At 54.2% G+C, this 20639-nt stretch carries 20 protein-coding genes; 6 read left to right on the top strand and 14 right to left on the bottom strand.

Annotated features, from left to right (window positions below; all coding sequences use genetic code 11):
* The first annotated feature begins 87 nt into the window (after nt 1-87).
* Nucleotides 88-1527 (top strand): PLP-dependent aminotransferase family protein, encoded by a 1440-nt coding sequence (locus WCC56_RS14095; RefSeq protein WP_424692985.1) that lies wholly within the window; start codon nt 88-90, stop codon nt 1525-1527.
* Between the two features lie 44 nt (nt 1528-1571).
* Here the strand turns inward: WCC56_RS14095 and tpiA are convergent, their stop codons facing one another.
* Both tpiA and WCC56_RS14105 read right to left on the bottom strand, forming a co-directional pair.
* A complete protein-coding gene (gene tpiA / locus WCC56_RS14100) occupies nt 1572-2339 on the bottom strand; it encodes a triose-phosphate isomerase (RefSeq protein ID WP_424692986.1) in 768 nt (255 codons plus the stop codon).
* Between the two features lie 119 nt (nt 2340-2458).
* Nucleotides 2459-3052: a DUF1454 family protein gene (locus WCC56_RS14105; protein ID WP_424692987.1), complete on the bottom strand. Its 594-nt coding sequence runs from the start codon at nt 3050-3052 to the stop codon at nt 2459-2461.
* Nucleotides 3053-3142: 90 nt separating this feature from the next.
* Here WCC56_RS14105 and WCC56_RS14110 point away from each other — a divergent pair, with 90 nt between their 5' ends.
* Nucleotides 3143-3586: a DUF805 domain-containing protein gene (locus tag WCC56_RS14110; protein WP_424692988.1), complete on the top strand. Its 444-nt coding sequence runs from the start codon at nt 3143-3145 to the stop codon at nt 3584-3586.
* On the opposite strand, the gene fpr is transcribed toward WCC56_RS14110, so the two are convergent.
* Nucleotides 3577-4323 carry a ferredoxin--NADP(+) reductase gene (gene fpr / locus WCC56_RS14115; RefSeq protein WP_424692989.1) on the bottom strand — a complete coding sequence of 249 codons (747 nt, stop codon included), beginning with the start codon at nt 4321-4323 and terminating at the stop codon, nt 3577-3579. The genes WCC56_RS14110 and fpr overlap by 10 nt on opposite strands.
* A gap of 302 nt (nt 4324-4625) precedes the next feature.
* Between fpr and emrD the strand changes: the two genes are divergently transcribed.
* Complete coding sequence (emrD, locus tag WCC56_RS14120) at nt 4626-5804, top strand: multidrug efflux MFS transporter EmrD (protein ID WP_424692990.1); 1179 nt, start codon at nt 4626-4628, stop codon at nt 5802-5804.
* A 90-nt stretch (nt 5805-5894) separates the two neighbouring features.
* Here emrD and glpX read toward each other — a convergent pair whose 3' ends face one another.
* The 3 genes from glpX to WCC56_RS14135 all read right to left on the bottom strand — a co-directional run bounded on the left by glpX (nt 5895) and on the right by WCC56_RS14135 (nt 9402).
* Nucleotides 5895-6905, bottom strand: a complete 1011-nt coding sequence (gene glpX, locus WCC56_RS14125; RefSeq protein ID WP_424692991.1) for a class II fructose-bisphosphatase — start codon at nt 6903-6905, stop codon at nt 5895-5897.
* 101 nt (nt 6906-7006) lie between these two features.
* The gene (gene glpK, locus WCC56_RS14130; protein WP_424692992.1) at nt 7007-8521 is read right to left on the bottom strand and encodes a glycerol kinase GlpK; all 1515 of its coding nucleotides are present in this window, start codon (nt 8519-8521) and stop codon (nt 7007-7009) included.
* Nucleotides 8522-8553: 32 nt separating this feature from the next.
* Nucleotides 8554-9402, bottom strand: a complete 849-nt coding sequence (locus tag WCC56_RS14135) for an MIP/aquaporin family protein (protein WP_424692993.1) — start codon at nt 9400-9402, stop codon at nt 8554-8556.
* Nucleotides 9403-9849: 447 nt separating this feature from the next.
* Here WCC56_RS14135 and zapB point away from each other — a divergent pair, with 447 nt between their 5' ends.
* A complete protein-coding gene (gene zapB / locus WCC56_RS14140; protein WP_013200190.1) occupies nt 9850-10089 on the top strand; it encodes a cell division protein ZapB in 240 nt (79 codons plus the stop codon).
* Between the two features lie 45 nt (nt 10090-10134).
* Here zapB and rraA read toward each other — a convergent pair whose 3' ends face one another.
* The 7 genes from rraA to priA form a co-directional block, all read right to left on the bottom strand.
* A complete protein-coding gene (gene rraA / locus WCC56_RS14145) occupies nt 10135-10620 on the bottom strand; it encodes a ribonuclease E activity regulator RraA (RefSeq protein ID WP_013200191.1) in 486 nt (161 codons plus the stop codon).
* A 106-nt stretch (nt 10621-10726) separates the two neighbouring features.
* Nucleotides 10727-11635, bottom strand: coding sequence for a 1,4-dihydroxy-2-naphthoate polyprenyltransferase (locus WCC56_RS14150; protein ID WP_424693003.1), 909 nt, complete (start codon nt 11633-11635; stop codon nt 10727-10729).
* A 177-nt stretch (nt 11636-11812) separates the two neighbouring features.
* Entirely contained in the window at nt 11813-13144 is a 1332-nt protein-coding gene (hslU, locus tag WCC56_RS14155) for an HslU--HslV peptidase ATPase subunit (protein ID WP_424692994.1), read from the bottom strand.
* 11 nt (nt 13145-13155) lie between these two features.
* On the bottom strand, nt 13156-13686 hold the full coding sequence (hslV, locus tag WCC56_RS14160; RefSeq protein WP_013200194.1) for an ATP-dependent protease subunit HslV: 531 nt from the start codon (nt 13684-13686) through the stop codon (nt 13156-13158).
* A 90-nt stretch (nt 13687-13776) separates the two neighbouring features.
* Nucleotides 13777-14685: a cell division protein FtsN gene (gene ftsN, locus WCC56_RS14165; RefSeq protein ID WP_424692995.1), complete on the bottom strand. Its 909-nt coding sequence runs from the start codon at nt 14683-14685 to the stop codon at nt 13777-13779.
* Between the two features lie 168 nt (nt 14686-14853).
* Nucleotides 14854-15858: a DNA-binding transcriptional regulator CytR gene (cytR, locus tag WCC56_RS14170; RefSeq protein WP_424693004.1), complete on the bottom strand. Its 1005-nt coding sequence runs from the start codon at nt 15856-15858 to the stop codon at nt 14854-14856.
* Between the two features lie 227 nt (nt 15859-16085).
* A complete protein-coding gene (priA, locus tag WCC56_RS14175; protein ID WP_424692996.1) occupies nt 16086-18284 on the bottom strand; it encodes a primosomal protein N' in 2199 nt (732 codons plus the stop codon).
* 217 nt (nt 18285-18501) lie between these two features.
* Between priA and rpmE the strand changes: the two genes are divergently transcribed.
* Complete coding sequence (gene rpmE, locus WCC56_RS14180; protein WP_013200198.1) at nt 18502-18717, top strand: 50S ribosomal protein L31; 216 nt, start codon at nt 18502-18504, stop codon at nt 18715-18717.
* Nucleotides 18718-18874: 157 nt separating this feature from the next.
* Here the strand turns inward: rpmE and metJ are convergent, their stop codons facing one another.
* A complete protein-coding gene (metJ, locus tag WCC56_RS14185; protein ID WP_013200201.1) occupies nt 18875-19192 on the bottom strand; it encodes a met regulon transcriptional regulator MetJ in 318 nt (105 codons plus the stop codon).
* A gap of 286 nt (nt 19193-19478) precedes the next feature.
* On the opposite strand from metJ, the gene metB reads away from it, so the two are divergent.
* A complete protein-coding gene (metB, locus tag WCC56_RS14190; protein WP_424692997.1) occupies nt 19479-20639 on the top strand; it encodes a cystathionine gamma-synthase in 1161 nt (386 codons plus the stop codon).

The following is a 20639-nucleotide window of genomic DNA, read 5'->3' on the forward strand; positions in this document are numbered from 1 at the left end:
CTTATCCTTTAACGGTTATTTGCAGGTGTGGGGTCTTTTCAGCCCAGCGCTGACAATGATTCTCTCTTCTTCGATGGGACAGTAAAAGTGCCAGGAATTGACAAAAACAGGGGCCCATCTGCGTTGGCGGAGGTGCAGATTGCGCTCTCCAGAAGAGGCTCAGTAACGCTAAGCGAGCAGATTCGGGATGAGATCACGGCGGCTATCTGTGAAGGGCGACTGATCGCTGGAGCGCGCGTGGCTTCCTGCCGGGATCTCGCTGCCCAGCTCGGCGTGGCAAGAGGAACCGTGCGCCATGCCTACGATATGTTGGTAGACAGACAGCTGCTGGTGGCTAAAGGCGCGGCAGGCACGTTTGTCTCTGCTCAGCTGCCTGCAACGGCGAAAGCGGGCACCAGGCAAAAGGTGATGTCCCCGCTGTTCGACATTATCCACGATTTCGATTCGCCCCCGCTGACCTTCCAGATGGGCGTTCCGGCTGATGATGCTTTCCCGGCTAAAGTCTGGTCACGCATTCTGACCCGCCATGCCCGCGAAATGGCTTCAAGGCCGATCAGTTATCCCGATCCCCGAGGCAGCGTGATGCTGCGTGAACAGCTGGTAAGCTATCTGGCGATGACTCGTGGGATTCGCTGTCAGGCTTCGCAAATAATAATGACCAACGGCTATGCCGGTGCATTGGGTTTGATCTGCCTGACGTTGGGTCTGCGGGAGCAGCAAGTCTGGATGGAAGATCCCGGTTACCTGCTGGCACGTAAGGCGTTGGAGATGGCCGGGTTGACGCCTGTTGGCATTCCTGTCGACGGAGAAGGGATCGTTGTAGAGGAAGGCAAAAAACGGGCTCCAGAGGCCCGTATAGCGCTGGTTACGCCGGGACAGCAGGCACCGCTTGGCATGACGCTTTCTCTGGCCCGCCGGGCTGAATTGATCAAGTGGGCGCAGCAATCAGAGGGCCTGATCATCGAGGATGATTATCTTGGAGAACTGCAACTTGCTGGCAGAGCCGCTCCAGCGATGGCTTCACTGGATACTGAGCGGGTGCTGCATATTGGCACCTTCAGCAAGAACCTCAGCCCCTCACTGCGTTTAGGCTATCTGGTGGTGCCGGAAAGACTGGCTACCCGCTTTGGTGACGTGACGGCCTTGCTGTCTCCGGCCTCTTCTTTTGTGCTGCATAACGCAGTGGCCGAGTTCTTGCGGGAAGGGCATTTTTTGCGGCATTTACGGCGCATGAAGCGGCTCTATGCCGAACGGCTGGAAAATATGTTGCAGGCTTTGCAGCCGCATTTCCCGAAGGTGACTCGCGCGGCGCTGGGTGTGGTCATTGAATTACCGGCAGGAACCAGGGACAGCGTGATAGCGCGTGAGGCGCTTGCCTACGGCATGGCACCGACAGCGCTTTCCGTGTGGTATCAGACTGCCGAAAGATGTCGTTATGGGCTGGTTCTTAGCGTGACCAATATGCCGAAAGGGGGATTTGAAGGCAGTGCGCTGAGGTTAAAAATGCTGGTAGAGCAGTGTGGCTGAAGGGGGAAGATTCCTGCGCTGTTACCAGCGCAGGAGGCAGAGCATCAGGCGTTTTTCGCTGCTGCAGCTGCTTTAACGATCACCGCGAAAGCATCTGCTTTCAGTGACGCGCCGCCAACCAGCGCACCGTCGATGTCTGGCTGCGCAAACAGTTCAGCTGCGTTCTTGTCGTTAACAGAACCGCCGTACTGAATGATAACCTGAGCGGCCACTGCTTCGTCTTTTTTGGCAATATGGCCACGGATGAATTTGTGAACCGCTTGTGCCTGAGCAGGCGTTGCTGATTTGCCAGTACCGATAGCCCAAACTGGCTCGTAAGCAATGACTACGCCGTTGAACGCGTCAGCGCCCTGGGTGTTCAGTACCGCGTCGATCTGACGTGCACAGACTTCTTCCGTTTTGCCCGCTTCGTTTTCTGCTTCGGTTTCACCGATGCACAGCACAGGGATCAGGCCTGCAGCTTTCAGCACAGCAAACTGCTCAGCAACGAATTCATCGCTCTCTTTGTGGTAAGTACGACGTTCAGAGTGGCCGATAATGATGTACTGCGCGCCAACATCTTTCAGCATGTCTGCAGAAATTTCACCTGTGAACGCACCAGACAGGTTCACACCTACATTCTGCGCGCCAAGGGCGATATGGCTGCCAGAAATAGCGTGTTTCGCCAGATCCAGATACATCACCGGAGGGGCAATGGCTACGCCGCAGCCGTCAACATTGCTCAGCTCTTTGCGCAGGCCTGCAATCAGTTCGTTGACCATATGCTTGCTGCCGTTCAGTTTCCAGTTACCCATTACTAACGGATGTCGCATTATATCCTCCACGCTTAGCGCGATGCTGTTAAATTACCCTGCCTTGGCAGCGTTGTCTGCCAGACAGTATAGAGATCAAAAACCCGAAAGGCTTTGCTTTTTGTCATCTTTGCGGACGGTCAGTTGGTGGCCAGGGCGAGTTTAATCGGCTCAATGGCGAAGGTCAGACCTTTGTCACCATTGTCCGCCACGATGTAACGCACTGCGCCTTCATCCTGGGTGTAATAGCGCGAGCCTTTCCCTTTGTTTAGCACATCATCCAGCCGTTTCAGGCTTTGTTCTTCGTTGAGCGTTGGCTCGAAAAAACGCTCCATGGCGGCCATATAAGCCCGCGCCTCATCCTGAGCTTCTTTTTGATCCGGGCCGGGAACCGGGAGCCAGGTTATCTGTAACGTTTTGATCTTACCGGTTCCTTGCTCAAGCGCGGTAGAAGCGTACAGATTTTCATTGATCTTGCTGGCGGCGCGAGTCAAATTACTTTTATCCCCACGGTTATCGATGGCGCGATATTCAGCAATCTGTAACGTTGGGTTGATAGCATTATACTTTTCGCGGAACTGGCCGATAGTCATATCAAAGGTGGGCGATCCAGCCTGAAGATAGGGAGCCGCAGGCAGATGTTCAGTGCGATCCTGCGCAGCAGGGGCGTCGTCTGCTCTGGCTGTCGACAGCGTCAGCAGTACCATGATGCCCAAAAAAAATGCTTTATTCATACCGTCAGCCCTAACCAATACATTCAGCTCAAGATTAGAACGGACAATGACCGGCAAAGTCAAAGCCTGACGCTGTTCTGGGGGATAAAAATGACCTTACAAGCGTGGTGTTTTTCCTGGCGAGGCCGAATAGGGCGCCGGGATCTGTGGGTCTGGCTGACACTCTGGCTGGCACTGATGGTGGTGCTGTTCTGGCTGGCTGACCGGGGGTTTATTTCCACACAAACCGCAGCATTCTGCGTAGTTTTCCTGTTATGGCCAACCAGCTCGGTGGTGGTAAAGCGTCTGCACGATCGCAACAAAACCGGCTATTGGGCGCTGTTACCGATCCTCGCCTGGGTGTTACTGGCTCGTGACTGGGAAATGTTGCCAGCAAGCTGGCAGTGGGCGCTGGACTGTTTTATTCCGACGTTGATCCTGGTGACCATGACGCTGGAACTCGGGACATTTAGCGGCACGCCGGGCGAAAACCGCTTCGGTAAAGCGGCCAGCCCGGTGAATTACTTACGCCGCAGAGCACCTGATTACCAGTAATGCTCGGCGGTCATATGACCAGGCTTACGCTTCAGGTGTTTGCGCATCTCGCGGGTGTCTTTCAACAGCTGTTGGGTGTCTCTGACCATCTGAGGATTGCCACACAGCATGACGTGGCTCTCTTCTGCGGTCATTGGCAGGCCCACGGCGGCTTCCAGCTCGCCATTCTCAATCAGAGCCGGCACGCGCCCGGTAAGAGAACCGGTTATCTCTTCTCGGCTGACAACGGTCTGGATCCGTAACTTGCCGTTGTAACGCTGCTGCAGCTGCTGCATCAGCGGCAGGTAGCTCAGGTCCTGCGCAAAGCGAGCAGCATGGACCAGCACGATGTTTTCAAAACGATCCAGACCTTTGCCTTCCTGTAGAATTGACAGGTAAGGTCCAATTGCCGTGCCGGTTGCCAGCATCCACAGCGTTTTGCAGTCAGGCACTTCATCCACCACAAAAAATCCGGCCGCTTCTTTGGTGATCATCACTTCGTCGCCTGGCTTCAGGGCATGCAGGCGTGGGCTGAGTTTGCCTTCCGGTACGGTGACCAGATAGAACTCCAGATTGTCATCGCTCGGGGCATTGACGAAGGAGTAAGCTCGCTGTACGCGTTCTCCGTCAATCTCCAGCGCCAGTTTGGCAAACTGGCCAGCGGTAAACGGGTCGATGGGGGCGGTAACGATGAGACTGTACAAACTGTCGGTAAAGTCGTTCACCTGTTTGATCCTGGCGTTAACCCATTCGGCCATAAACAACTCCTTAAGTGGGGTGAGAGCAAGGTGGCTTAGCGGTATCTTCGCCACTAAGCGGCGGATTTTCCAGTGTCTGTCGGCGACAAAGCTCGTATCGACAAATTCTCCCTGCCTCTACTCACTATAACGTACAGATTGATTTACGCTGCTGCCTGCTTTCTCTGACAGTGGCGGCGAAACCATTTTCGGCTCCCCCCTCGCTTTGTCAGGGATTCCTGATATTTTCCTCGCCATAGAGTTCCTTCCTGCTGGTGTTATTGCTGAATTACGTGCAAAACGCCGATAAATGTGCTGAAAAAATGAGAAAAATTGAAAACGGGCATCTGCTGATGATGCTGATTGCGCTGGTGGCCGTTGGGCAGATGGCGCAGACCATTTACGTGCCTGCGATGGCAACCATTGCCGAGGCATTTAATGTCCGTGATGGCGCGGTACAACGTGTGATGGCGGCGTATCTGATGACCTATGGCGGCTCCCAGCTGCTGTATGGTCCTTTGTCTGACACTATAGGTCGCCGTCCGGTGATCCTGGCGGGGTTAGCTATTTTCTGCGTGGGAACGTTGGTGGCGCTCAATGCCGCAACCTTCGATCTGCTGGTGATGGGCAGTGCGATTCAGGGACTGGGCACCGGCGTGGCTGGTGTGATGGCCCGAACCATGCCGCGCGATCTGTACGCCGGAAGCTCGTTAAGGCTGGCGAACAGCCTGCTGAATATGGGGATCTTAGTCAGCCCGCTGGTGGCTCCGGTTATAGGCGCGTTGCTGACGCATCTGTTTGGCTGGCAGGCCTGTTATGCTTTCCTGTTGCTGCTGTGTTTCTGCGTAGGGATGGCGATGCTGCGCTGGTTACCAGAGACGCGGCCCGCACCGGTAGAAAAACGCAGGTTGTTCTCAAGGTATCGTCCGTTGCTCGCTGATGGCACCTTTATCCGCTACCTGATTATGCTGATGGGCGCATTGGGCGGCATTGCCGTATTCGAGGCCAGCTGTGGCGTATTGATGGGCGGCGTGCTGGGTCTGAACAGTCTGACCGTCAGCCTGCTCTTTATTCTGCCCATCCCGGCGGCTTTTTTTGGCGCCTGGTTTGCCGGACGCGAAAATCGGCCCTTTCCCCAGTTGATGTGGTGGTCAGTGAACAGCTGCTTGCTTGCCGGCGCCTTGATGTGGATCCCTGCCTGGTTCGGTGTGATGACCATCTGGACACTGGTTGTCCCTGCGGCGGTGTTCTTCTTTGGGGCTGGTATGCTCTTTCCGCTGGCAACCACAGGGGCAATGGAACCCTGGCCTTATATGGCTGGTACTGCCGGAGCCCTGTTGGGAGGATTGCAAAATCTGGGGTCAGGCCTGGCTGCATGGCTTTCCGCCCTGCTGCCGCAGACCGGGCAGTTCAGCCTTGGTATGCTGATGTTTGCGATGGCGCTGCTGATTCTGCTTTGCTGGCTGCCACTGTCCCGTCGGCCAGAGCCACAGGCAGTGTAAGATTCAGCAGTACGGCAGAAAAAAAACGGCCCCTGTAGCCATAACGCTGCCGGGGCCGTTTTCGTTGTCCGAAAGGGGACAAATCAGGCATTACAGAATAAACGGGTGCAGATTTTCGTCTTTGCGGTCGAGGTAATGTATCGACTGAATACGACGAATTGTTCGCGATTTTCCGCGAACCAGCAGCGTTTCAGTGGTAGCCACGTTGCCATTGCGGGTGATGCCTTTCAGCAGGTCGCCGCTGGTGATACCGGTAGCCGAGAAAATCACGTTATCGTTACGCGCCATCTCATCCAGACGTAAAACCTTGCCGGCTTCGATACCCATTTCCTGACAGCGTTGCAGCTCTTGTTCGCCCAGCGCCCGGTTTTCCGGCGTGTCGCCTTTTACAAAATGACGGGCCAGCAGGCGACCCTGCATATCGCCATCCATTGCGCGGATCACCGCTGCTGAAATAACCCCTTCAGGCGCGCCGCCAATGCCGTACATCACATCCACTTCACTGTCTGGCATGCAGGTCAGGATTGACGCAGCAACATCACCATCCGGAATAGCGAAAATGCGCACGCCGAGTTTTTGTAATTCAGCAATCACGTCTTCATGACGAGGTTTAGCCAGAATAGTGACGGTCAGTTCAGACAACGGCTTGCGCAGCGCCTGGGCTACGCGCTGCAGATTCTCTTCCAACGGTAAGGCCAGATCGATCGCGCCTTTAGCACCAGGCCCGACAATCAGTTTTTCCATGTACATATCTGGCGCATTCAGGAAGGTGCCTTTATCGCCAACCGCGAGCACTGCCAGCGCATTGGGCTGGCCCATTGCGGTCATGCGCGTGCCTTCAATTGGATCGACAGCAATATCCACCGCATCGCCTTCACCGCTACCGACTTTCTCGCCGATATATAACATCGGGGCTTCATCAATCTCGCCCTCGCCAATGACAATCTGGCCGTCAATGTTCACTTTGTTCAGCATGATGCGCATGGCGTGGACGGCAGCACCGTCTGCGGCGTTTTTGTCACCGCGTCCCAGCCACTTGTAGCCTGCCAAAGCAGCGGCTTCCGTTACGCGTGAAAATTCAATGGCGAGTTCTCGTTTCATGATTGGCCTCGGGGAAATGTTGAGGCGGAAAGTTTATCACAGCAGGGGAAAGGGGGAGGGGAAAAGCCCGTAGCCAGGGAGGCTACGGGCAACTTTCAGACTTACGAATCGTCCTGATCTTCCCACGCCTGGGCGCGAGAAACGGCTTTTTTCCAGCCAGCGTAGAGGTAGTTACGCTGCGTGGTTTCGATGCCTGGGCGGAATTCACGTTCAATCACCGCTTTTTCACGCACTTCATCCAGATCTGACCAGAAGCCTACGGCCAGGCCAGCAAGGTAAGCTGACCCCAGAGCAGTCACTTCCAGCACTTCAGGGCGCTCAACACGCGTGCCCAGAATGTCGGACTGGAACTGCATCAGGAAGTTGTTGGCAACCGCTCCCCCATCCACACGCAGAGACTGCAGGCGGGTGTTTGAATCGATTTGCATTGCTTCCAGTACGTCACGAGTCTGGTAAGCAATTGACTCCAGCGTTGCACGGATGATGTGGTTAGCATTCGCGCCGCGCGTCAGGCCGAAGATTGCGCCACGGGCATACGGGTCCCAGTAAGGAGCACCGAGGCCGGTGAAGGCTGGCACCATGTAAACACCGTTGCTGTCCTTCACTTTGGTCGCGAAATATTCGGAGTCGGTTGCATCGCCGATCAGTTTCATCTCATCGCGCAGCCACTGGATAGAAGCACCCCCGATAAACACGGCGCCTTCCAGTGCGTAGTTCACTTCACCACGTGGGCCACAAGCGATAGTGGTTAACAGACCGTTGGTTGAGGTCACCGCTTCAGTACCGGTGTTCATCAACATAAAGCAGCCGGTGCCATAGGTATTTTTTGCCATACCAGGCTGAACACACATCTGGCCGTACAGAGCAGCCTGCTGGTCACCAGCGATCCCGGCGATTGGAATACGCGTACCGCCTTTACCACCAATGTTGGTCTGACCGTACACTTCAGAAGAAGACTTCACTTCTGGCAGCATTTCACGCGGGATATCAAGGATATCCAACATGCGCTGATCCCACTCCAGCTTATGGATGTTGAACATCATGGTACGTGAAGCGTTGGTGTAGTCGGTGATGTGAACCCGTCCCTGAGTCATTTTCCAGACCAACCAGGAGTCAACGGTACCGAACAGCAGCTCGCCACGTTTTGCACGATCGCGTGAGCCTTCCACGTGGTCGAGGATCCACTTCACTTTGGTGCCAGAGAAGTAAGGGTTAATCACCAGACCGGTGGTGTGCTGGATGTACTCTTCCAGACCTTCTTTTTTCAGTTTGGCACAGTAGTCAGCAGTACGCGGATCCTGCCAGACGATAGCGTTGTAGATCGGCTTGCCGCTCTCTTTTTCCCACACAATGGTGGTTTCACGCTGGTTGGTGATACCAATGGCAGCAATCTCGTCAGAACGAATGTCTGCGTGCGCCAGCACTTCTACCAGGGTGGAACTCTGAGAAGCCCAGATGTCCATTGGGTCATGCTCAACCCAGCCGGGCTTAGGATAAATTTGCTGAAATTCGCGCTGGGAGACGGCAACGATATTGGAGTCATGGTCCAGGATCACGGCACGAGAACTGGTCGTCCCTTGATCAAGCGCGACAATGTATTTTTTTTCTATGGTCATAATTCATTCCTGATGGTGTAAAGGGTTAGCACTTACGCTTTACGCTGCTCAGCACGCGCTATCGTCTTCTCGTCTTTCTTTACTACAGTAGCGCCTGGCAGGTTACGGGCAATCAAATAGCGATAGCCAACTGCACCCAGGCTGGCGCCTACGATTGGCCCAAAGATCGGCACGAGGAAATAAGGGATGTCACGGCCACCGGTAAAGGCAACGTTACCCCAACCAGCAAGCCAGGCAAAGATTTTCGGTCCGAAATCACGGGCCGGGTTCAGTGCGAAGCCGGTCAGTGGGCCCATTGAGCCGCCGATCACGGCAATCAGCAGGCCAATCAGCAGCGGAGCCATAGGACCGCGAGGTAAGCCGTTGCCATCATCGGTCAGCGCCATAATCAGGCCCATCATCACCGCAGTGATCACCGCTTCAACCAGGAATGCCTGCCCAACGCTGATGTGCGGGTTTGGATAGGTGGAGAAGATCCCGGCCAGGTCGAGGCTCTCAATGCTGCCACGAACCATCTGATGCGATTGTTCGTAATCCAGGAACAAATTGTAGTAGAGACCGTAAACCAGTGCTGCGGAGCAGAAGGCACCGGCTATTTGTGCCAGAATATACGGCACGACTTTACGCCCTTCGAAATTGGCGAAGAGGCACAGCGCAATGGTAACAGCAGGATTCAGATGCGCGCCCGATATGGCGGCACTGAGGTAGATGGCCATCGCAACGGCAATTCCCCAGATGATACTGATTTCCCACTGACCAAAGCTTGCACCAGCCAGTTTCATGGCGGCGACACAGCCGGCACCAAAGAAGATAATGGTGGCGACACCAAGGAATTCGGCGATGCACTGCCCTTTGAGCGTGCTTGTTGCTGTCTGACTCATGATGACATTTCCTGAAGGCGAGGTTTAATGTTGTACTTCGTTTTTTTCTCACTCCGTGAGCCGCCCAAATCTATTGTAGGGCTGATGTAAATTTATCGTTAACGAGCATAAACGAGAAATAGCGAAATCAAAAGTTGTGTGCTGCGTCATAAAAATGAGCGTTTTCGCGTCTTTTTGCTTTCCTGAAACAACATTTCATTTTTTGATTTGGTGTTTTTTATCCCAAATCGTCAACATAACCCTGTTTATAGCCGGGCTAATGTTGCAGATTCCAGGTCTATGCTGAAAATTGTTACAGACTGCAGCCTGTGCGGGTTCGCTACTGGACTTGCCGCGCTGGTCTACTTACAATCGGGGAAGCGTTGTTATCCGTGGAATCCCGGCTTATCCCCTCATGATCTGCGGCTGGCAACATCAACGCCTGGCGATTAGGAGAGGTCTTTTACAATGTCATTTGAAGTGTTCGAGAAACTGGAAGCGAAAGTACAACAGGCGATTGATACCATCACCCTGTTACAGATGGAAATTGAAGAGCTGAAAGAGCAGAACAACAACCTGAATCAACAGGTTCAGCAGGCTGCAGGGAATAGCGAGTCAGTCGTGCGTGAAAACCAGCACCTGAAAGAAGAGCAGCTTGTCTGGCAGGAGCGTTTGCGCGCCCTGTTGGGAAAAATGGAAGAAGTCTGATTTAACGGTCAGCAGAGAAACGGGTGCCAGTGGCACCCGTTTTTTTTATTCGATATCGAGCGGGTCTTCAGAAAGGATAATGCCGGTGTTGTCGGCATAAAGGTGGTCGCCTGAGAAGAAGGTGACGCCACCGAAATTGACGCGAATATCGCTTTCGCCAATTCCTTCACCAGCGGCCCCAACCGGGATAGCCGCAATAGCCTGAATGCCAATGTCCAGCTCTTCCAGATCGTCAACCTGACGAACGGAACCGTACACCACAATGCCTTCCCATTCGTTCTGTAAAGCCAGTCTGGCCAGCGCCGCATCAATCAGCGCGCGACGAACGGAACCGCCGCCATCAACCAGCAGCACACGACCTCGCCCGTTTTCCTCCAGCAGATCGTACAACAGCCCGTTGTCCTCGAAACATTTTACCGTGATGATTTGCCCGCCAAACGACGTACGGCCACCGAAGTTTGAAAAGAGCGGTTCAACGACGTTCACATCTTCGTGATAGATGTCGCAGAGTTCAGAAGTATCATATTTCATAGGGGTTTCGTCTGTTTGCCACAGGAACACTAAGTATATCGCTTTCTCGCCGCTGTTGGCAAAATCATCAATTGTTAAAAGTTGCGATGAGTCAAACACATCGCAATTAATTAAGGACCAGGCCGAGTGAGAAAAGCAGGTTAAGCAACAGCGCTGATTTGACCGTTTTTTCCAGCATAGGGCGCATGGCAACGGCTGAGGTCTGCTGAGTAATGTAGCGTGCCTGTCTGAAGAGCAGCGGTGCTGCCAGCAGGAATAACCAGCCTGCGGCATTCAGGGAAGCCAGCAGGGCAAAAAGAACGTAACAAAGCACAGCAGCCGACAGGAGCAGCGAATGATAGCGCCTGGCGCCAGAAGCCCCTAAACGAACCGCCAGGGTGAATTTGCCATGCAGCTGGTCGCTTTCAATGTCGCGCAGGTTATTGACGTTAAGCACTGCTACGGCCATCAGCCCACAAGCGGTGGCGGGTAAAATCAGCAGCGCAGAGAGTTGATGGGACTGAAGATAGTCACTGCCCATCACGCCAAGCCAGCCGAAGAAAATCAGCACCGAGGCATCGCCAAGACCTAAATAGCCATAAGGTTTTTTGCCGACGGTATAGGCGATGGCGGCAACGATCGCCACGGCTCCCAGCGCGATAAACCCCAGGATATCGTTGAACGACTGGCAGGCGCTGATCACCAGACAAACACCTGAAATCACCGTCAGCGCTACGGTGAACAGCAGTGCCATACGCATCTGTGGCAGGCTGATAACGCCCTTTTGCATTCCTCTAAGCGGACCAATGCGCGCAGGTGTGTCACTGCCTTTTTGCGCATCGCCATAGTCATTCGCCAGGTTAGAAAGGATCTGGAGCAGCGCAGTGGTGAGTAACGCCAGAAAGGCGGTGCCAGCATTGAAGTGCCCCTGCCACCAGGCAAGCGCTGAACCGGTCATCACCGAGGCACAGGCCAGCGGCAGAGTGCGCAAACGGAGGCTTTCCAGCCAGGCGCGGGAAGAAGAGGTTGTGGTTATCGAGTGCAGATTGTCCGTCATAGCGGCTGAGCCCTGGCTGAGGAAAAACGTCACGCTATGGTATCGCCTGCAACCAGGCAGAGAGTTATTCCACGTCAAGGATGCAGCCGCCGCAGGGAATTTCAGGCATAAAAAAAGGAGGCCGAAGCCTCCTTATCGAAAGATTTTACTGCGCTATTACAGAATGAAGCGGCTCAAATCTTCGTCTGCAACCAGCTCATCCAGATGCTTACCTACGTACTCGGCATCAATGGTGAACGACTGGCCGTTCAGGTCGCTGGCGTCATAGGAGATGTCTTCCATCAGACGCTCCAGCACCGTGTGCAGACGGCGGGCACCGATGTTCTCGGCGGTTTCATTTACCTGCCACGCGGCGGCAGCGATCTTACTGATGCCGTCTTCGGTGAAGGTAATATCCACGCCTTCGGTTTTCATCAGTGCTTTGTACTGCACGGTAACAGAGGCGCTAGGCTCCGTCAGAATGCGTTCGAAATCATGCGTAGTCAGTGCCTGCAGCTCAACGCGGATTGGCAGACGACCCTGCAGTTCCGGGATCAGATCTGACGGGCTGGCTACCTGAAAAGCACCAGAAGCGATAAACAGAATGTGGTCTGTTTTCACCATGCCGTGCTTGGTAGAGACCGTACAGCCTTCAACCAGTGGCAGCAGATCGCGCTGGACACCCTCGCGGGAGACATCAGGGCCTGAGCTTTCGCCACGCTTACAGACTTTGTCGATCTCATCAATAAAGACGATACCGTGCTGCTCAACCGCATCGATAGCTTCCTGCTTCAGCTCTTCCGGGTTGACCAGCTTGGCCGCTTCTTCCTCAATCAGCAGCTTCATCGCGTCCTGAATTTTCAGCTTCCGCGGCTTCTGCTTCTGGTTGCCAAGGTTCTGGAACATAGACTGCAGCTGGCTGGTCATCTCTTCCATACCCGGAGGAGACATGATTTCAACACCCATTGACGAAGAGGCCAGATCGATCTCGATCTCTTTGTCATTCAGCTGGCCTTCACGCAGTTTTTTGCGGAAAGACTGGCGCGCTGCAGAAGGTTCAGCTTCGGCTTCTGACTGGCCCCAGTTGTTCTTGGCCGGCGGGATCAGCACATCAAGGATACGCTCTTCTGCCATCTCTTCGGCGCGGTGGCGATTACGTTCAATAGCCTGAGAGCGCACCATTTTCAGCGCAGAATCGGTCAGATCGCGGATGATGGAATCCACTTCTTTCCCGACATAACCCACTTCGGTAAATTTGGTTGCTTCAACTTTGATAAACGGCGCGTTGGCGAGTTTTGCCAGGCGGCGGGCAATTTCTGTTTTACCCACGCCGGTCGGGCCGATCATCAGAATGTTTTTTGGCGTCACTTCGTGGCGCAGCTCTTCGTCGAGCTGCATACGCCGCCAGCGATTACGCAGGGCAATCGCCACAGCGCGCTTGGCATTATCCTGGCCAATGATAAATCTGTTCAGTTCGCTGACGATCTCGCGCGGAGTCATTTCGGACATAGTTGGGATCCTTACGCTTTAGACGGTAATGCTTCGATAGTGAGGTTATGGTTGGTATAGATGCAGATATCGCCTGCAATACCCAGCGCTTTTTCAACGATGTCGCGTGCGCCGATTTCGGTGTTTTCCAACAGCGCACGGGCCGCAGCCTGCGCGTAAGGACCACCAGAACCAATGGCAATTAAATCGTTTTCCGGCTGAATGACGTCGCCATTACCGGTAATAATCAGGGAGGCATTTTCATCGGCTACCGCCAGCAGCGCTTCAAGCTTGCGCAGCATACGGTCGGTACGCCAGTCTTTCGCTAACTCAACGGCAGCTTTCACCAGGTGGCCCTGATGCATTTCCAGCTTGCGTTCGAAGAGTTCAAAGAGCGTGAAGGCATCTGCGGTCCCACCAGCAAAACCGGCAATGACTTTGTCATTATAGAGACGACGCACTTTTTTGACGTTGCCTTTCATTACGGTGTTGCCGAGGGTAGCCTGGCCATCACCGCCAATTACTACCTGGCCGTTGCGTCGTACACTTACAATTGTTGTCACGGGCAGACCCCTTGTTGCAGTCAGAAGATGTCCCCGCAGTTCACCTGCGGGGCATTGATGCAACCAGATATGGGGCGGCTTTGAAGGGTTTCAACCCCCGGAGGCGAGAGGAATACAATTTGAGTGGCCAGATCCGCGCAGGCGTTTCAGCGTGCTGTCAGCCGAAGAACGGCTGTTATACGGGCCAATTACCACACGATTCCAGCCACCGCCGGTAGTGATTCGGCTCTCAAATCCTTCGAAGGCCAGCTGAGCACGAATCGACTCTGCCTGATCGGTTCCTTTGAACGAACCACACTGCACCATCCAGCGCTGAGACTTCTCTGCCTCTTTCGGTTTGCTCTCTGCTTTCGGCTGCTGAGCGGTTTGCGCAGGTGCCGGAGTTGGCGCAGGTTGCTGCTGCTTAACCGGCTCACGAGGTGCCGGTGTTGCGCGTGTTACCGGAGCGACAGGAGCCGGACGAGTCGTCTGCGGAGCCTGCTGCTGTGGCATACGTGACTGCTGCTGCAACTGACTTTGCTGCTGCTGACGCTGCAGGGTTTGCTGACGTTGGGCTGGCGTTTGCTCGTTCCACGGCACTTCATTCAGCTGCGTTGGCGTTTGACGCATATCAGACTGCATCTGCTCCAGTAGCTGGCGCTGTTCGTCAGTGAGCTGAGTTTTGGATTGCACTTCGCCACCTGAAGAAGGTTCAACAGGTGAAGGAACGGAAATCTGACGATTTTCCAGCTCTTTGATGTAACGCCAGCGCTCTTCCGGCTTGGGCGGAAGGCCGTTACCCACGGATTTGTGCGCGGGAATTTCAGGCGTTTCTTCTTTTTTATGATGAGCAATAAACCACAGTCCGCCAACAAACGTCACCAGCACGGCAACGGCAAGCACAACCATAATTTTTGACACTCCAGAACCACCACCACTGCGCTTTTTAGTGCGACTGTTGGTCTTCTTGCGACGCGTCCCTGTCGAACGCCCGCGGCCTACGTAATCTTTTTGTGCCACTAATCGTTCCGCTAATATTCAATGAAAGGTGAGGCCGGACAAAAGGTAACGCACCCGGCTATCAGCTCGCCATGTTACGCAAGGGCCGGAAGTTTGACCAGCAGGGATCCCCGTAAGAATCCGCTGAATCTTAAAATTGCGTCTAAGTTGGCGGAAATATTTCGCTTTTCAGACTTTTTCCCGCAGGGAAGGTGCCGTGCTACCGCGAATTTTTAGCTCAAAATCCAGCAGGCGGGAACCGCTGTTGACGGTTTTTCCCTGAAGCTGTTCAAGTAACAGTAACATCGCTTCCCGGCCGATATTAAATCTTGGCTGAGCAACGGTGGTGAGCTGTGGGTCGCTGTAACGGGACAGTTCAATGTCATCAAAGCCAATCAGCGAGATATCCTGGGGTACGCGTAACCCCATGATTTTTGCCTGAGACATGGCACCAAGCGCCATGATATCACTGTGACAGAAGAGCGCATCCGGCGGTTTTGGCAGGGTCATCAGCTGTTTCATCGCCCGTGAACCGGCATCAAACGTAAAGTCACCGCGCACAATATAGTGGGGATCGACGGCTAACCCATTACGCCTTAAAGCCTGGATATATCCCTGAAGGCGATACTGGCAAAGCGGCATATCCTGCGGACCGGCAATGCAGGCAATGCGGCTGTGGCCGAGTTTCAACAGGTGATTGACGGCTTCAAAGGCCGCGGTGAGGTTGTCGATATGCACGGTCGGTAGCTCAAGCTCAGGCGCAAATTCATTGGCCATCACCATCGGTGGAAGGTTGCGCTGTTCTTCAATACCAGTATCGAAAGGAACCTGCGACCCTAACAACACCATGCCATCAATCTGGCGGGTCATGACCAGGTTGAGGAACGATTTTTCCTGCTTATTCTGATGGGCGCAGTCGCCGATAAGCACCAGATAGCCCTGATCGGCGGCGACCACTTCAATGCCTCGGATCATCTCACTGAAAAAGGGGTCGCAGATATCCGGCACAATCACCAGGATGGTGCGGGATTCGCTGCGTTTGGCACTGCGGGCCATAGCGTGAGGCGAGTAGCCAACGGCAAGCACCGCTTCCTCTACTTTTTTGCGCGTGGCGGCAGAGACCTTTTCCGGGTTCATCAGCGCGCGTGAAACGGTCGCCGTTGATACGCCTGCTTTCTCAGCCACGTCCTTCATGGTCGCGCCTGTTGTCTCTTGATTCTGCTCCAACGCTTTTCTCCTCACGCCAGCCTCAGCTGACCTGACTTTTTGGGGACGGTTCTGGTTATAAAGTGGCCGCGAGAGGTCCTTTCGCAGGCCAGACTCTCATGTTTATCAGATGCGACGACAGGCTGTTACTTAATTTGCATAAAAATTGTGACTTGTGCGACTTTTTTCGATGTTACCCGCAATGTCGGGCTGTATTAGCCTTCTGTAGGATCGACATCCAGCGTCCACTTCACTTTTCGCGCCTGTGGCAAGGTGCCAATCAGCGGCAGCGAATTTTTAATCAACCGCTGTAACACGGCGCGGGAAGGGTGCTGCAACAGCAGTTGCCAGCGGAAGCGGCCACCGCGTTTGGGCTGCAGGGCCGGAACGGGACCCATCACCCAAAACGCTTCGTCTTTTAACGGACTGGCCTCCAGCAAATTACGCAACTGCTGTAAAAACAGAGCGGACTGCTGATTATCATGGTCTTCAGAGCGGAACAGCGCATGGCTGGTAAACGGCGGCAGGAATACCGTTTTGCGTTCGATCAGCGCCTGCTGGGCAAAAGCGTCATAGCCCTGATGGAGCAAGGTTTGCAGCAGAGGATGTTCAGGGTGATGCGTTTGCAGCATCACTTCCCCTTGCTTCCCTGCGCGGCCTGCTCGTCCGGCAACCTGAGTATAAAGCTGGGCGAAACGCTCGGCTGAACGGAAGTCGGCGGAGAAAAGCGCGCCATCCACATCCAGCAAGGACACCAGCGTCACATCCGGGAAATGGTGACCTTTAGCCAGCATTTGTGTGCCAACCAGAATCCGTGCGCCGCCGCGATGCACATCCGCCAGATGTTGTTCCAGCGCCCCTTTGCGGCTGGTGGTATCACGGTCAATACGCGACAGCGGCACGTCAGGGAAGTGCTCGGTCAGATTGTGTTCCAACTGCTCGGTTCCCAGCCCGACAGGAACCAGGTTGGTGGAGCCACATTGTGGACACTGGTGCGGAATGGGGCGCTGACTGTCGCAATGGTGGCAGCGCAGCTGGCGATGATGTTGGTGCAGCGTGTAGTAACGATCGCAGCGCTGGCATTCGGCAATCCAGCCACATTCATGGCACAGCATTGCCGGTGAGAAACCGCGACGGTTGAGGAACAGTAACACCTGATTATCCGCTTTCAGATGCTGGCTGATTTTCTTGATCAGCATCGGCGAGAGTCCGCCCTGCAATTTCACGCCTTTCAGGTCAATCAACTGTTGCGTAGCCTGACGGGCGTTCCCGGCTCGTTTGCTCAGGTTGAGCTGGCGGTATTTGCCTGTCTGCACATTATGCAGCGTTTCCAGCGCGGGGGTCGCGGTGCCCATGACAATGGGAATATCTTCCTGACGGGCACGGAACACGGCCAGATCGCGAGCCTGATAGCGCCAGCCTTCCTGCTGTTTATAGGAGCTATCGTGCTCTTCATCAATGATGATCACGCCAAGTTTTGAGAAGGGCGTGAAGAGTGCTGAGCGCGTACCAATCACAATCGCCGTTTCGCCCTGACGGGCACGCAACCAGACTGCTAAGCGTTCGCTGTCGTTCAGTGCTGAGTGCAGCACATCTACTGGCGCGTCAAATCGCTCTCTGAAGCGTGCAATGGTTTGCGGTGTCAGCCCGATTTCAGGCACCAGCACCAGCGCCTGTCCGCCGTTGGCCAGCACATTCTCCAGCACGCTGAGATAGACCTCGGTTTTACCGGAGCCGGTGATCCCGGCCAGCAGCCAGGCCGCATAATGATCGTCTTCGCTACGAATCGCACCAACGGCGGTAGCCTGCTCGGTGTTCAGTCTTAGCCGCTCGCCTTTTACCGCATAGTGGGTGCGCCAGTCCTGCTGAGCACGCTGCTGCGCACGTAAGTCGCAAAGCCCTTTAGCCCGAAGCGCCTGTAATGTCGCGTCTGTAATATCATGCTGACTGATTTCATGCCGGTAGAGAGGGCGCTGACGCAGTGCGGCCAGCGCCTGCTGCTGCTTAGGCGCGCGCTTCAGGCTTTCAGGGGCCGTTTCTTTGCCTGACTCGCTGAGGAACCATTGGTAAATCGGTGCTTCCTGCGCGGGTTTTCCCTGACGCAACAGCACCGGCATGGCGTGAAACAGCACTTCACCCAGCGGATAGTGATAATAATCCGCTGCCCAGAGCAGAATTCGCCATAAAGAAGGCGGATAGAGTGACTCGTTGTCCAGTACTTCATGCACGGCTTTCAGCTGATCCAGCGGGAAATCGCTGGTTTCTGCTGTGCCAACCACCACACCAATCGCTTTGCGTTTGCCAAAAGGCACGCTGACGCGAGCTCCCGCTACCGGCAAGGGCAGGTGAGAGGGCAACGCATAATCAAAATTGCGGGCAAGCGGGACGGGGAGCGCGACCTGAACAACGGGCATGAAATCATCCGGATGAAATTATGAGCGAGATAGTGTACACTGTGTCTTCCGTAATGTGCGGATTCGATTGCAGCAGACCTCACCTTTCTGTATAGTTTGCCGCCGTTGATACGGCATTATTGGTATCAAAACACCTGTTATTATTAATCCGCGTGTGGTGCCGGTGCAGGAATAATCCTGGCACGGGAGAGCGACACGGCCTTAACTGAGGTTTCCCATGAAAAAAGGTATTCACCCTAATTACGCTGAAGTTACTGCTAAATGTTCTTGCGGTAACGAAATCAAAACCCGCTCTACCGTGGGTCACGACCTGAACCTGGACGTGTGTGGTAACTGCCACCCGTTCTACACCGGTAAGCAGCGTGACGTTGCTAGCGGTGGTCGTGTTGACCGCTTCAACAAGCGTTTCACTATGCCTGGCAGCAGCAAGTAAGTTGCCTGAAAGAGACGGTCTCCGTTTCGCAAGTGATGAAAACCCAGCTAAGGCTGGGTTTTTTTATGCCTGTCGATCGGCATAAGCCTGCGCAAATCAGGGCAAAAAAAATCCGCGAATGTTATCCATTCACGGATTTTTTTAGCTTGAGACTGGCTTAGTATTCCCAGGTATCAGGATCTACACCCATCTCACGCATGATCGCTTTGGCTTCTTCCGGGATCTCATCGCTGCGTTCTTTACGCAGATCAACATCATCTGGCAAAGGCTGGCCGGTGAAAGCATGCAGAAACGCTTCGCAAAGCAGTTCGCTGTTAGTGGCATGACGCAAGTTATTGACCTGACGACGTGTCCGCTCATCAGTCAGAATTTTTAATACTTTCAACGGAATGGATACCGTGATTTTTTTAACCTGTTCGCTTTTTTTGCCGTGCTCAGCGTACGGGCTGATATATTCGCCGTTCCATTCAGCCATGGGTTACCTTAGTCATTATTAAAATTGAAATTACCCTTATTCTCTGACGTTCTCGTCACTGATATCGGGGTAGATACCGAAATTCGGCTAATTATGCCCGAAGTGAGTCGCCATCACACTGCATTGACTCAACTTTCTGTCGGCTATAGCGTCATAATCTTAACGGTTATTCACGCTTTGCTCAATCTATACGCAAAGACATTTAGATGTCCAGATGTATTGACGTCTATCTGTGCCCTGTTATGCTAGGGCTCTTCTTTATTCTCCAGTCAGGAATTTATGCACCATGACGCGTAAACAGGCAACCATCGCAGTACGCAGCGGTTTGAATGATGACGAGCAATATGGCTGCGTTGTCCCGCCGATCCACCTTTCCAGCACCTATAATTTTACCGATTTCAATGAGCCTCGCGCCCATGACTACTCACGCCGTGGCAACCCTACGCGCGATGTGGTTCAACGTGCTTTGGCCGAGCTGGAAGGCGGTGCCGGTGCCGTGATGACCAATACCGGAATGTCAGCCATTAACCTGGTTTGCACGGTATTCCTGAAACCTGGCGATCTGCTGGTAGCCCCGCATGACTGCTACGGCGGCAGCTATCGTCTGTTCGACAGCCTGAGCAAACGTGGTGCGTACCGCGTAAAGTTTGTCGATCAGGGCGATGAAGCAGCGCTGAAAGCGGCTCTGGCAGAAAAGCCAAAGCTGGTGCTGATCGAAAGCCCAAGCAATCCGCTGCTGCGGGTGGTGGATATCGCAGCCATCTGCAAAGCGTCTGCTGATGCAGGTGCCATTACCGTGGTGGACAATACTTTCCTGAGCCCGGCTTTACAGAACCCGCTGGCGCTGGGCGCTGACGTGGTGCTGCACTCCTGCACCAAATATCTGAACGGTCACTCAGATGTGGTGGCAGGCGCGGTCATTGCGAAAGATCCGGCTCTGGTCACAGAACTGGCATGGTGGGCCAATAATATTGGTGCGACCGGCAGTGCTTTCGACAGCTATCTGTTGCTGCGCGGGATGCGTACTCTGGCACCGCGTATGGCTGCCGCACAGCGTAATGCGCAGGCAATCGTTGATTACCTGAAGCAACAACCGCTGGTCAAAAAGTTGTATCATCCTTCCCTGCCGGAAAATGCGGGCCACCAGTTTGCGGTTCGTCAGCAAAAAGGCTTTGGCGCAATGCTCAGTTTTGAGCTGGATGGTGATGAGCAGACGCTGCGTCGTTTCCTGAAAGCGCTGGAGCTGTTCACGCTGGCAGAGTCATTAGGTGGCGTAGAGAGCCTGATTTCTCACACCGCGACCATGACCCACGCAGGTATGTCGGCTGAAGCCCGTGCCGCCGCAGGTATTTCTGAGACGCTGCTACGCGTGTCAGTTGGAATTGAAGACCACGAAGATTTAATCGCCGATCTGGATAATGCATTCCGGATAGCGGCCGAGAGGTAA

The sequence above is a fragment of the Erwinia sp. genome, assembly GCF_049696395.1.
Taxonomy (GTDB): Bacteria; Pseudomonadota; Gammaproteobacteria; order Enterobacterales; family Enterobacteriaceae; genus Erwinia.

What these genes read in the sequence shown, in the direction of transcription:
- fpr (WP_424692989.1), bottom strand. Translation starts at nt 4,323, where the DNA reads ATGGCCGAATGGGTTAACGCCAGGATCAAACAGGTGAACGACTTTACC.
- hslU (WP_424692994.1), bottom strand. Translation starts at nt 13,144, where the DNA reads ATGTCCGAAATGACTCCGCGCGAGATCGTCAGCGAACTGAACAGATTT.
- WCC56_RS14110 (WP_424692988.1), top strand. Translation starts at nt 3,143, where the DNA reads ATGACCTTACAAGCGTGGTGTTTTTCCTGGCGAGGCCGAATAGGGCGC.
- WCC56_RS14105 (WP_424692987.1), bottom strand. Translation starts at nt 3,052, where the DNA reads ATGAATAAAGCATTTTTTTTGGGCATCATGGTACTGCTGACGCTGTCG.
- metJ (WP_013200201.1), bottom strand. Translation starts at nt 19,192, where the DNA reads ATGGCTGAATGGAACGGCGAATATATCAGCCCGTACGCTGAGCACGGC.
- tpiA (WP_424692986.1), bottom strand. Translation starts at nt 2,339, where the DNA reads ATGCGACATCCGTTAGTAATGGGTAACTGGAAACTGAACGGCAGCAAG.
- rraA (WP_013200191.1), bottom strand. Translation starts at nt 10,620, where the DNA reads ATGAAATATGATACTTCTGAACTCTGCGACATCTATCACGAAGATGTG.
- cytR (WP_424693004.1), bottom strand. Translation starts at nt 15,858, where the DNA reads ATGAAGGACGTGGCTGAGAAAGCAGGCGTATCAACGGCGACCGTTTCA.
- glpK (WP_424692992.1), bottom strand. Translation starts at nt 8,521, where the DNA reads ATGACCATAGAAAAAAAATACATTGTCGCGCTTGATCAAGGGACGACC.
- metB (WP_424692997.1), top strand. Translation starts at nt 19,479, where the DNA reads ATGACGCGTAAACAGGCAACCATCGCAGTACGCAGCGGTTTGAATGAT.
- WCC56_RS14135 (WP_424692993.1), bottom strand. Translation starts at nt 9,402, where the DNA reads ATGAGTCAGACAGCAACAAGCACGCTCAAAGGGCAGTGCATCGCCGAA.
- zapB (WP_013200190.1), top strand. Translation starts at nt 9,850, where the DNA reads ATGTCATTTGAAGTGTTCGAGAAACTGGAAGCGAAAGTACAACAGGCG.
- rpmE (WP_013200198.1), top strand. Translation starts at nt 18,502, where the DNA reads ATGAAAAAAGGTATTCACCCTAATTACGCTGAAGTTACTGCTAAATGT.
- priA (WP_424692996.1), bottom strand. Translation starts at nt 18,284, where the DNA reads ATGCCCGTTGTTCAGGTCGCGCTCCCCGTCCCGCTTGCCCGCAATTTT.
- glpX (WP_424692991.1), bottom strand. Translation starts at nt 6,905, where the DNA reads ATGAAACGAGAACTCGCCATTGAATTTTCACGCGTAACGGAAGCCGCT.
- emrD (WP_424692990.1), top strand. Translation starts at nt 4,626, where the DNA reads ATGAGAAAAATTGAAAACGGGCATCTGCTGATGATGCTGATTGCGCTG.